Raw genomic sequence first — 10,991 nt, 5'->3', positions numbered from 1 at the left:
GCGAAGACGCACACACTCAGATCATCGACCGCACCCAGCAAGCCCTCGACGGCATCCCGAAAACCCTCGCCGCAATCAAGCAGATCGCCGAGATGTCCCTCAACGCAGAAGACCCAACCCGGTCATGACCGAGCCGCTCGTACCCGGGGTGAGTGTTCGGTTGCTCGCGATGCCCACGTTCATGGACAACATCCTCCGGCAGTTGAACCCGATCCTGAACCAAGGAATGGTTTTTCATCTATCGCGGGTGGCGTCAAGTTGCCGACCGCCGGGACCCGCGACATTGCCCAGATCGCGGTCTGTCTCGTCCCGAGTGTAATGGAGGTTCATGATCACCCGGAAAGATTGAGAATCATGCCAGCATTGAAGATGTATCCGCCGGAGTTGAAGGAACGCGCGGTGCGCGTCCTGGTTGCCGCTCGTGCGGATGCCGACGGTGGCCGTGAAGCGTCTGCCCGCATCGGCCAGCAACTCGGAAATCCCCGCGGACACCCTGAGAAAGTGGCTCCTGCGCGCGGAGATCGACTCCGGCGTTCGCACGGGAACGACGACCGAGGACGCCGCCCGACTGCTCGAGCTTGAGCGAGAGAATCGTGAGCTGCGGAGGTCGAACGTCATCCTGCGCAGCGCGGCGGCTTTCTTCGCGGCGGAGCTCGACCGCCCCTCCAGCAGATGATCACCTTCATCGACATGAACAAGCACGACTACGGGGTCGAGCCGATCTGTAAGAAATGCAGATCGCCCCGTCGACGTACTACGCGGCAACGTCCCGGCCGCCCTCGAAACGATCGAAAACGGATGAGGAAACCGTGGTGAAGATCAAGGATGTACACAAGAAGAACTATGGCGTCTAGGGCGTGCGGAAGGTCCACGCCCAACTCAAACGCGACGGGCACCCCGTTACGCGCTGCACGGTCGAACGACTCATGCACCGCGAAGGCCTACGCGGCATCACCCGATCAAGGAGTCCGCGGACCACGATACCTGGCCCGCTCAGCGACCGCCCGGAAGACCTCGTGCGGCGGACGTTCACGGCGCCAGCGCCGAACTGCCTGTGGGTTGCCGATATCACTTACATCAGAACGTTCTCGGGCTGGGTCTACGCGGTGTTCGTGACCGAGGTGTTCTCCCGCCGCGTCGTCGGGTGGCAGCTGTCCACCAGCATGCACACCAGCCTCGCTCTCGACGCCCTCGAGATGGGGATCTGGACGAGGCAGCGGGAAGGCCGGGACCTCTCCCAGCTTGTCCACCACTCGGATAGAGGCGTGCAATATCGGGCGGTGCGTTACACCAAACGCCTCGCCCAAGCCGAAGCCGTCGCGTCCGTCGGTTCCCAGGGTGATAGCTACGACAACACGATGACGGAGGCGCTGAACTCACTCTTCAAAGCTGAGTACATCCGCAACCGCGGCCCCTGGCCTGGCATCGACGACCTCGAGATCGCCGTTGCTGAATACTTCGATTGGTTCAACCAGCGATGCTTCCATAGCGAGCTCGGCTACATCCCACCCTTCGAAACTGAAACCAACTTCTACACCACCAGCCCCCCATCACCCAGATGAAACAGGCCTAACCAAGCCTCCACAAAACCCGGGGCTTGACACTCCCCAGCCGACGGCGTGACGCTGGCCGGGGAAACGGACATTCCCGGGCTGTGAGCCGGCACGGCAGTGAGGGCGCTGAGTTGTGGATGTCTGCCCTGACCGACGGGCTCAAAGAGATGAACGAGCAGGTCCTCGGCAGTTTTTTCAACCCGTCACAGATCAGGAAGAACGTGCTGGGCACGCTTGGATTCTTGATAACTCTCGTGCCAGATAAACCCACAAGAACAGCGCCACTGAGCGCTGGTGTTCACAGATTCAGCGACAAAGTCCTGACCGTGCTTCAGCGGAGCGGATCGCGTGTTACTTGTTGGTGTTTTCTTCTTTGAGAGCGGCTAGCACGACGAGAAGGCGTTGATCGGCGTGATCAGCAACGTTCTGTATCCCTGGGGATTTGCTCAGCTGGACCATGGTTTGTGGGTTGATAGCTTGAACCGTGGTGGTAGTTGCTGATGGGCTGCGTCGGATGACGACGTTGCAGGGAAGCAGTAATCCCATGTCGGGCTCGGCGGTGAGTGCCTGTTCGGCGAGGGCGGGGTTGCAGGCGCCCAGGATCAGGTAGTCGCCCAGTGTGTGTGCGCTTTCGACGCCGAGTTTTGTTTCGAAGGTCGCGCGGACGTCGATCTCGGTAAGAACGCCGATTCCCTGGTTGGCTAGTTCTTCCCGCACTCTGGAGACGGCTTCTTCGTAGGGCAGCGAGATGGTGATGGTGCGTGCGTAGTTCATCGGTTTCTCCTGAGTCATTTTCCTGAATTGATGGTTGCGGCGGGTCAGTTTGCGGTGATAACTCCCATCATTCCGCTGTCTTCGTGGTCAAGGATGTGGCAGTGGTACACGGTACGTCCGCTGAAGTCGTCAAATGCGATACGTACACGCACGGTGCTGCGTGCCGGGATGTTCACGACGTCCTGCCACACGATGGTTATCACGGGCTGGCCTGACTGTTCAATAATCTGCATCGGCCACACGTGCAGGTGCATGGGGTGATCGAGCGGGCTGGTATTTGTTAGCAACCAGTCCTCCACGCTGTCGAATTGCACGGTCGTGTCGACCCGGGTGGCATCGAATACCTGGCCGTTGATCGTGGCTGACATCATGCCGCCTCCCATTCCTCGCCCCATGCCGCCATCCATGTTTCCACCCGTGCCGCTGCCTGTGTCCCCGCCCATTCCGCCGCCCATATTTCCGCCCATTCCCATCGCGAAGATCAACTCGCGCCGGGCGGTTACGGTAGCCGTGCGCAGGTCACGTGGAACGGGCTGGGCGGGTATGGCGGCCACTGTGGCGACGTCATCACCGGTGACGATAAAGGAGGCCAGTGCGACGTCGGCGGCGGCAGTGCAGCTTTCGCCTCCCATCATCATTCCGCCGGACATGCCTCGATCGTAGGTGTGGGCACGCAGTACGGAGATGCCAGCAGTGCCGGTGACGAGAAGATCGGCCCGGTTTCCGGGGGGCAGCACGACCTCGTCGACTTCGTGTGCGGCTTCGAAACGTCCGGAGTCGATTCCAAGAAGGGATAGCTGCTGCCCGTCGAGGCGCAGCCGCAAGTAGCGGGACACGCAGGCATTAACGATGCGCCATCGCTCTCGTTCGCCAGGGCGGGCAGTCATGCTGGGGGTGAGTTGACCGTTGACAAGGACGAGGTCTCCCTCGCGTCCGGACATTTTCTCCATCGTTGTGGCGGCTGGAATTGTTCCCGTGGAATCGAGGGTGATGTCGGAAATGACGAGGACGCGTTCCCGGCTGGTCGGGATGGGGTCGGGGTCGTCGACGATGATGGCGCCGTAGAGCCCGCCGAATACCTGATCGGCCACGAAACCGTGGTGGTGCGGGTGATACCAGTAGACGCCCGGCGGGTGATTGGCGGGCAGTTCGTACTGGTAATCAAAGGAGCCACCAGCTGCGACGGTGACGAACATGTTGTCGCTGTTATTCTCGGGCGAAACGTGGAGACCGTGCACGTGCAGGTTGCTCGGGTCTGCCAGACCATTGCGAAGGCTGACGTTGAGTGTGTCTCCCGCTCGAACGCGCAAAGTGGGGCCGGGCACACCACCGTTGTAACTGAGCGCACGCACGTCACGACCAGCGATAGTCACCTGATGGGGGGAAGACTCAAGGTCAACGGCGAGAGTGCCGCTGACGCTTCGCAGCTCCGGCGGTTCCACAAGGTCACTCCCGGACCGTGTTGCCGGTGACGTGGTTGACAAGAGACGTTGACTGACGAAGAAGCCCGTTCCGCCTACAGCCGTGGCCGCAATTCCCACCCCGCCGAGGATCAGGGCGTTACGGCGGCTGAGATCGGACACTACCGGTCCTCCTCAAGCACCCGCAGCTGATCACGCAACTGCTCCGCAGTGAGCTCCCCCCGAGCGAACCGCTCCTCAAGAATCTGCCTGGCACTAACCGAATCGGCTTGCCTTGGAGCAGATCGCGTGTCATCACTCCCGGATTTATTCGACAGTAAACGAACAATGACATAAATGATCACGGCGACACCCGCTATCGCCAGCAGCCCAAACCCCCAGGACCACCCCATACTTTTGCTACCCCACATCATCTGATTCATGTCCTTTCGTTTACTAATCCGCATTTCCACCGTACCCCTCGAGGTATAAATGGTGGCTTGGTGGAGCCATCACCGCGTCAAACCCTGGAGCCGATGCCGGAGACGCGAGCGTTCCCGTGACCGAAGATGACACGACCATAGTCAACCCGACCGAAGGCACGCTCACCAGCACCGACAATGCGGAGACCGACGTCGAACTGACAGCGCTCCTAGAGGCCGCCAACACGGCGCTCACCGAGAAGCAGGCCGCTCTGACCGAGGGTGACTTTGCCGCCTACGGTGCCGCAGACGACGGGCTCGCGGAAACCATCGCGAGCATGCTGGCGCTGCTCGGCGAGTAGCCACGCCGCACGATCCTTGCCGGGCCGAATGAACCGTCCGCGGCGCCGGTTCAGTCCGGCAATGTCGTATCCCAATCCCGTGGCGTACTGCACTGCCGCTGCAACGCGACCGTGTACGTGCGGTGTGTCGGCGCGGGGAAGGTGTAGACCTGCAGCACGCGACTAAAAGCTCGCAGTCTGGAACGGGCTTCTACTTCTTAGAAGACGCTTTGCACCATCAGATTATTCCCCCTACGGCTCCTACGGCTCCGTGATTTGGACGTACGAGAGCTACGACGACGCGATGCCATCATCAGCCATGGCCTCCTGGTGTTGCCTGCGGTAATTCGACGCAACTTTCTCAATCATCTAAGCGATCGGGGTCCAGTTCGACGGGCCCTGCGTTCCAGCCGCGTATTCGTCGAGCGGCACTTTGTCCGCTCGCCAAGCCGCCAACACAGGCGCCACGATCCGCCAGCATTCTTCAGCCGTGTCACCGCGCACCGAAAGCGACGGATCCCCGTCGAGAATTCCTTCGAGTACTTCACCATGCGCGAGCAATTGGCCGGGACCGAAGGTCGCCCCGAGGCTGACGCGCTCGAGTTCATACGGATCGCCTGGGCCGTTGAGGTTGAGTTCGAGTGACATCTCGTCTGGGGCGAGAAAGATCCGCAAAACCGTCGGCGCCTCATGACCGTGTAGGCCCGTCGGTAGATGCGGGACGGCTCTGAAGGTGATCACTATCTCGCGACGTCGAGCTTCGAGCCCCTTGCCAGACCGCAGCGTGAAGGGCACGCCGGTCCAACGCCAGGTGTTGATCTCGAAGGTCACCTCGGCGAGCGTTTCGGTGTCGTTCTCCGGGTCGACGCCGGACTCGTCAACGTAAGCAGGCAGCGCGTGTGAGTCGACCGTGCCTGCTGCATACCGCGCACGCCGACTCGAACGCGCCGCACTGCCGCCGCGCACGCGCGTCGCCCGCAGTAAAATACCTTTTGCGTCACGGAGGTCGGCGGCGCCCAGCGACGACGGCGGCTCCATTGCCAAGATGGCCATGACTTGTAGCAGGTGACTCTGAATCATGTCTACGAGGGCACCGGCGTGGTCGTAATATCCGGCGCGGCCCTCCAGGCCGAGCTGTTCGTCATAGACGATGTCGACGCGTTCGATATGGTTGTTGTTCCACAGCGGTTCAAAGATACGGTTGGCAAACCGCAGCCCGGCCAGATTCAAAACGGTCGATCGGCCCAGGAAGTGGTCGACGCGGTGAATCTGGTCTTCCGGAACGAGTTTCTGCAGCCGCGCATTGAGGGCACGGGCACTCGCCTCGTCGACTCCGAACGGTTTCTCCAGGGCGAGCACGGTTCCTTCGGGCAACGCAACCTCGGCAAGTACATCACAGGCCAACGCCGTAACGACGGGCGGGAGTGCGAAGTAGATGGCGGGGGTGCCAGCGCACTCCGCGAGCAGCCGCTCCATCTCTGCCGGAGCAGTGACGTCGGCCGTGCGGTACACGGTTGTGGCAAGGAGCTGGTCGACGGCGGCGGCGGATGCCTCGGCCGTCGTAAACGATTTCTTCACCGTGGCCTGCCACTGCGCATGGGTCAGCTTCTCCCGCCCGGCACCGATCAGGCGCAACGGCCGGTCAGGATGCAGGGTGAGGAGTTGTCCGAGGGCGGGGAGGAGCAGTCGGGAAGCTAGATCTCCGGATGCGCCCAAAACCAGAAGAGTCGAGATAGACGGAGCCATCCATCTACCGTAGCTGTCATGGTAGGTCCATGGCACTCAACTCGAGGACTACACCCTGATCAGCGATTGTCACACGACCACCCTGGTCGGCCGTCACGGCAGCATCGACTCGTTCTGCCCCCCTCCCCGTTATGACTCCCCCTCCATGTTTGGCGCCCTAATCGACGACGAAGAGCACGAGCGCTGACGCCTACCGGGGTTCGAAGTGGGTCATCTGATAGGAATTCTTCGACGACTCTCCGGACGCCAGAAAGCACCTTGGCTCCCGGTACAGACCGCCGGCAGTCTCACAGCTCAATGGCGGCGGCCCAGCAACGAAAACACCAACGGACTACTGCGCCAGTACTTTCCCAAAGACCCAACCTTGCACGATGGGACGCTGATGAACTCGACGCCGTTGCCGTGACACTCAACGACCGACCGCGCAAAATCCTTGGCTGGAGAACCCCCACCGAGGTGTGGGCAGAGCATTTATCATTGACCGAACAAGCCGGTGTTGGTTCGACCAGTTGAATTCGTCTTGTGAGCTTCGGTCTGAGTGAAATATGGCACCGTTCTTGTCGAAGTGGCCGTGGTCACGGGCCATTTCCAAGGCGTCGATGATCAGGGTCGTGCGGATATGGCTGGCCGTCGACCAGTCCACCATCATCCGTGTGCACAGGTCGATTACGGTCGCCAGATACAGCCACCCCGAGCTGGTGCGCAGGTACGTGATGTCCCCGCAAAACCGCGTTCCAGGGGTTGCAGAGGTGAAATCGCGCGTTCCGTCCTTGTCGAGCATGTGGTTCTGAATGTGTGCGGTTCGGGCGTCCGGACCAATTGTCGTGGTCTTCTTCCACGCCCGCATTCTCACGGCCCGCAAGCCGCGACTGTTGAAGATACCCGACAGTGACGCAGGCGATGCTGACGCCCTCTTGGCCCAGGATCGTGGTGATCTAATCCCGGCCCGCCATGCCCTTTTCACGCGTGTAGACGTGCACCACGTGCGCGTCCATCTCGTCGTGGTGGACCTGCCTCGGGGTGGGCTTCACGGGGATGAGCCAGCGTTAGGACAAGGCCCGGGAGACTTTCAATTTGCGCCACATCCAGTCGAGGGGGAACGAGGTCTTCTCCGCCAAGATGAACGCAAAATAGTCGTTCATCGTTGCTTCGCGGCGAAGAAGGCGCTGACTTTTCCCCGGAATTCGATCTCCCTCTCAAGCTCAGCATTCTCAGCTTGTAAAGCCTTGTATTTGGCCCACTCGACCGGGCCCAGTTCGGCAGCACCGCCAGCAGCCTCGGGATGTGCCTCTTTTCAGACGCGAACCCAGTTGCTCAGCGTTCCCTCGACGACCCCGATCTCGGGCGCCACTTGAGCGATCGGCCGGCCTGATGAAATCACCAGCTCGACGGCCTCGACCCGAAACTCGGCGCTGAACTTACGACGATTAGTCATGAAACATGATACTCCTATCGCCTGTCTCAATTCACCATACGGGCGCAATATGCGTCGTCAAGATCCGAGGCGAAGGTGTGGGCCCTTCCGCCGTGGCGGTTTACATCCACCAGACCGGGCAAGATCAGGGATATCCGCTTGATTGGGCTATTGATTCCGACAGGTAGGTCAACGGCCGGGCCGCACCAGCGAATACGTCCGCCGTTCAGCCAGACTGCGCCATCCTCGATGACGTCCTCACCAAACCGTCCGATGATGAGGCGGCCCCTCAAAGCACGAACGGTGTTTCGGGGAACACCGTTCGTGAATCAGCTTGCATCAGGCGTAGTCGTGGACGGGGTTCCTTCGTTTTCGTCCTCGCGACCGAGGGTACGGAGGTTCCAGCGGCGGATAACGAAGCGGAACAGTACGTAATAGATGGCTGCGTAGATCAGCCCGATCGGTATCAGCCACAACGGTTTCTCGGCGATGCCGAAGTTCAACAGGTAATCGATCGCTCCCGCCGAAAAGCCGAAACCGTGATGAATGTCGAGGATGTTCACCACCAGGAACGACGTGCCCGTCAGAATGGCGTGGATGACGTATAGCGGCCACGCGACGAACATGAAGGAAAACTCGAGCGGTTCGGTGATGCCAGTAAGGAAGGCCGTCAGACCGGTAGAGAGCATGACACCACCCACGATCTTGCGCTGAGAGGGCCTTGCTTCCTGCCAAATCGCCAGGGCAGCTGCGGGCAGGGCAAACATCATGATGGGGAAGAATCCGGTCATGAAAACGCCCGCGGTGGGATCTCCCGCGAAGAACCGGTTCAGGTCTCCATTAGTGCCCCCGTAGTCACCGATGATGAACCAGACGATCGAGTTCAAGATATGGTGCAGTCCGAGGGGAATGAGTAGCCGGTTGAGAGTGCCGTAGACACCGCTACCAATCACTGTGTTCTCCGCAACTGCGTTACCCACGCTGGTCAGACCGCGGTCGAAGATCGGGTAGATCAGTGCCATAACGACGCCGATGACGATGCCGGCGAGAGCCGTCAGAATCGGTACCAGGCGCCGGCCGGCGAAGAAGCCCAGCCAGTCTGGGAGCTGAGTGCGATGGAAACGCTGCCACAACAACGCTGTGATGAGGCCCATAATGATGCCCGCTAGGACGCCGTAGTTGATGACGGGCTCTTCGCCACCGTCTGGCGCAGCACCGAGGACAAGCGGTGCCATAACCTCGAACACGTTGATCAGGACCAAGTACCCGACGGCGGCGGCAAGCGCGGTTGAGCCGTCGCCTTTGCGGGCAAACCCGAAGGCAATGCCGATGGCAAAGAGCAATGGAAGGTTCTCGAATAACGCCCCGCCCGCTGCGCCGATCACCTGGGCAGCCGTAGACAGGGACTCAAGCCGACCCAGCAGGTCATCTTGACCGAGCCGTAGCAGAAGGGCTGCGGCCGGAAGTGCAGCGATGGGCAGCATGAGACTGCGTCCGAAACGCTGTAGGTTCTGCAGCGCCTTGCCGGTGCCCTTGGCCTTGCCCGAGTCGGGTGCGATTGATGCGCCGGCATCCTCAGGCTTGCCGGTGTTTTCCGTTGACATGGTGTTTCCCATCTCGAAAAGGTGCAGTGCTTGTGTGCACCGAACGGACTCTGTACGGTCGAACTAGCTGGTTATAACCAGTGGCTGTAATCACTGTGAGGGCTGAACGGGGTTGTTGTCAACCGGACAGGCTCTCCGAGCTCGAGCAGAAAAGATACGACACAGCGACAAACCACTCAAACGAAGTGAGGAGCAGAACATGTCCAAAGCAGAAATCATCCTGGCAGCGCTGGGCGGGGCGAGTAACGTGAAAGAGATTGAAGGGTGCATCACGCGTTTGCGCACCGAAGTAGTGGACTCCGCACGGGTCGATCAAACAGCCCTGAAAGCTGCCGGTGCCCACGGCGTGATGGTAGTGGGCACTATCGTGCAAGTAGTTGTCGGGCCCGAGGCTGAAAACCTGGCTGAGGACATCCAGGACCTGATGTGAGTACTGCGACGCAGAACGGTGCTATTTACGTGGTCTCGCCTTTGCCCGGTCGGGTGATCGCGGCAGCAGACATACCCGATCCGGTTTTCGCCAAGGGATTGGTGGGCGAGGGAGTTGCTGTCGTGCCGGACAGCGATGCCGGCGTGCTCACCGCCGTCGCGCCGATGACCGGTCGGGTGGTCAAAGTGATGCCGCACGCCTACATCGTCCAGCACGCGTCCGGACCAGCCGTCTTAGTCCATGTCGGGATCGACACGGTCCACCTCAAAGGCGAAGGCTTGACCGTGCACGTCCAAAAGGGTGACCAGGTGGAAGCCGGCGATCGCATGATCAGCGTTGATATCGCATTGATACGCTCAAAAAACCTCAGCCCGTGCTGCCCTGTCGTGGTCTTGGACACCAAACCGGGCGCTGTACTCACTGACAGCATCGGATCGCGGATTGAAGCAGGTGAACTTCTCTTCGAACTGGTAAGGAGTTGAGCCGATGGGAACACACAATGAGGTCAAACATATCTGGGTGCGCCGGCAACTACAAGAACTGGTGGCGGCCGGCCTGCGACCAGGAGACGCTCTAGCAGGTGAACGGCAACTGGAGGAACAATTCGGGGTCTCGCGCATTACAATACGTCGCGCAATTTCCGACCTCGTGCATGACGGAGCCTTGGTACGAGTCAGAGGAAAAGGAACGTTTGTTTCCCACGGAATAGTCCGCTCTACCTTGCACCTCGCCTCGTTCAACGAAGATATGAGGGCCGCTGGGTTTGAGCCCAGCACCCGCATTATTTCCGCCACCATGACAACTCCTCCAGAGGCAGCTGCCGAACATCTGGGATTGACTCCAGAAAGCAAAGCCCACCACATTCACAGATTGCGCCTGGGCGATGGCGCACCAGTCAGCGTGGACGAATCGTGGCTACCTATCCGGATGCTACCCAATTTGCTGTCAGAAAACCTCAACGGATCTTTATACCAGGTCCTTTCCGTCAGCGGGCACCCTGTCCAACGCGTAGAACAAACAGTCGAAGCCGCTCCGGCGTCGGAAACAACCGCTGCACTACTGGACATCGAAGCAGGCGCCCCTGTTCTGCTCTTCCGTCGCCGCTCCTTCACTGGACCCGGCATGCCCATCGAATATTCAATCTCCACTTACCGCGCAGACCGATATCAAATATCCATGCACTTGGAGGCTCCAGTACAAGCGCAGTAATTCTGAAACAATCGTGTATGTTAACGCCGACTGAAAACAGGGCCACTTCTGCCAACTGAAAACAGGGCCACTCTCGTGTGGTTCTAGTGTGCCGTAGT

Annotated in this window: 10 protein-coding genes, 2 pseudogenes and 1 other annotated feature; of the genes and pseudogenes, 6 read left to right on the top strand and 6 right to left on the bottom strand. The window is 60.1% G+C overall.

Annotation, left to right across the window (positions count from 1 at the left end; all coding sequences use genetic code 11):
* The first annotated feature begins 354 nt into the window (after positions 1-354).
* A pseudogene (locus CXY73_RS00680) lies at positions 355-1,562 on the top strand (IS3 family transposase).
* Positions 634-746: a sequence feature (AL1L pseudoknot), on the top strand. (Overlaps the previous pseudogene by 113 nt.)
* A 342-nt stretch (positions 1,563-1,904) precedes the next feature.
* On the opposite strand, the gene CXY73_RS00675 reads toward CXY73_RS00680, so the two are convergent.
* Both CXY73_RS00675 and CXY73_RS00670 read right to left on the bottom strand, forming a co-directional pair.
* Positions 1,905-2,327 carry a DUF302 domain-containing protein gene (locus tag CXY73_RS00675; RefSeq protein WP_104176471.1) on the bottom strand — a complete coding sequence of 141 codons (423 nt, stop codon included), beginning with the start codon at positions 2,325-2,327 and terminating at the stop codon, positions 1,905-1,907.
* A 44-nt stretch (positions 2,328-2,371) separates the two neighbouring features.
* A complete protein-coding gene (locus tag CXY73_RS00670) occupies positions 2,372-3,910 on the bottom strand; it encodes a multicopper oxidase family protein (protein WP_104176470.1) in 1,539 nt (512 codons plus the stop codon).
* Between the two features lie 376 nt (positions 3,911-4,286).
* Here CXY73_RS00670 and CXY73_RS00660 point away from each other — a divergent pair, with 376 nt between their 5' ends.
* Positions 4,287-4,511 (top strand): hypothetical protein, encoded by a 225-nt coding sequence (locus CXY73_RS00660; protein WP_104176469.1) that lies wholly within the window; start codon positions 4,287-4,289, stop codon positions 4,509-4,511.
* 348 nt (positions 4,512-4,859) lie between these two features.
* Here the strand turns inward: CXY73_RS00660 and CXY73_RS00655 are convergent, their stop codons facing one another.
* Positions 4,860-6,236 (bottom strand): glucose-6-phosphate dehydrogenase, encoded by a 1,377-nt coding sequence (locus CXY73_RS00655; RefSeq protein WP_104176468.1) that lies wholly within the window; start codon positions 6,234-6,236, stop codon positions 4,860-4,862.
* Between the two features lie 298 nt (positions 6,237-6,534).
* Here CXY73_RS00655 and CXY73_RS22450 point away from each other — a divergent pair.
* A pseudogene (locus CXY73_RS22450) lies at positions 6,535-6,749 on the top strand (transposase); the annotation flags it as partial.
* Here the strand turns inward: CXY73_RS22450 and CXY73_RS00650 are convergent.
* The 3 genes from CXY73_RS00650 to CXY73_RS00635 form a co-directional block, all read right to left on the bottom strand.
* Positions 6,646-7,017 (bottom strand): DDE-type integrase/transposase/recombinase, encoded by a 372-nt coding sequence (locus tag CXY73_RS00650; RefSeq protein ID WP_158253965.1) that lies wholly within the window; start codon positions 7,015-7,017, stop codon positions 6,646-6,648. The pseudogene CXY73_RS22450 and the gene CXY73_RS00650 sit on opposite strands and share 104 nt — an antisense overlap.
* Positions 7,018-7,530: 513 nt before the next feature.
* Positions 7,531-7,671 (bottom strand): transposase, encoded by a 141-nt coding sequence (locus CXY73_RS00645; protein ID WP_104176467.1) that lies wholly within the window; start codon positions 7,669-7,671, stop codon positions 7,531-7,533.
* A gap of 308 nt (positions 7,672-7,979) precedes the next feature.
* Positions 7,980-9,254 carry a PTS transporter subunit EIIC gene (locus tag CXY73_RS00635; protein ID WP_104176472.1) on the bottom strand — a complete coding sequence of 425 codons (1,275 nt, stop codon included), beginning with the start codon at positions 9,252-9,254 and terminating at the stop codon, positions 7,980-7,982.
* 154 nt (positions 9,255-9,408) lie between these two features.
* On the opposite strand from CXY73_RS00635, the gene CXY73_RS00630 reads away from it, so the two are divergent.
* From CXY73_RS00630 to CXY73_RS23295, 3 genes are read left to right on the top strand one after another with little or no spacing between them, the layout of a single operon-like run.
* Positions 9,409-9,684, top strand: coding sequence for a glucose PTS transporter subunit EIIB (locus CXY73_RS00630; protein ID WP_255411335.1), 276 nt, complete (start codon positions 9,409-9,411; stop codon positions 9,682-9,684).
* Positions 9,681-10,166 carry a PTS glucose transporter subunit IIA gene (locus CXY73_RS00625; protein WP_104134571.1) on the top strand — a complete coding sequence of 162 codons (486 nt, stop codon included), beginning with the start codon at positions 9,681-9,683 and terminating at the stop codon, positions 10,164-10,166. Before CXY73_RS00630 ends, CXY73_RS00625 begins: the two co-directional genes overlap by 4 nt.
* A 4-nt stretch (positions 10,167-10,170) precedes the next feature.
* Complete coding sequence (locus tag CXY73_RS23295) at positions 10,171-10,893, top strand: GntR family transcriptional regulator (RefSeq protein WP_104176464.1); 723 nt, start codon at positions 10,171-10,173, stop codon at positions 10,891-10,893.
* The last annotated feature ends 98 nt before the right edge of the window (positions 10,894-10,991 follow it).

Source organism: Cryobacterium sp. Y50 (assembly GCF_002929805.1).
GTDB lineage: Bacteria > Actinomycetota > Actinomycetes > Actinomycetales > Microbacteriaceae > Cryobacterium.
Note: the sequence above shows the minus strand (reverse complement) of the source record. Positions and strands in the feature narration are given on the sequence as shown.

Coding starts and splice junctions, on each gene's coding strand:
- CXY73_RS00645 (WP_104176467.1), bottom strand. CDS start 7,671: ATGACTAATCGTCGTAAGTTCAGCGCCGAGTTTCGGGTCGAGGCCGTC.
- CXY73_RS00650 (WP_158253965.1), bottom strand. CDS start 7,017: ATGCTCGACAAGGACGGAACGCGCGATTTCACCTCTGCAACCCCTGGA.
- CXY73_RS00635 (WP_104176472.1), bottom strand. CDS start 9,254: ATGTCAACGGAAAACACCGGCAAGCCTGAGGATGCCGGCGCATCAATC.
- CXY73_RS00675 (WP_104176471.1), bottom strand. CDS start 2,327: ATGAACTACGCACGCACCATCACCATCTCGCTGCCCTACGAAGAAGCC.
- CXY73_RS23295 (WP_104176464.1), top strand. CDS start 10,171: ATGGGAACACACAATGAGGTCAAACATATCTGGGTGCGCCGGCAACTA.
- CXY73_RS00655 (WP_104176468.1), bottom strand. CDS start 6,236: ATGGCTCCGTCTATCTCGACTCTTCTGGTTTTGGGCGCATCCGGAGAT.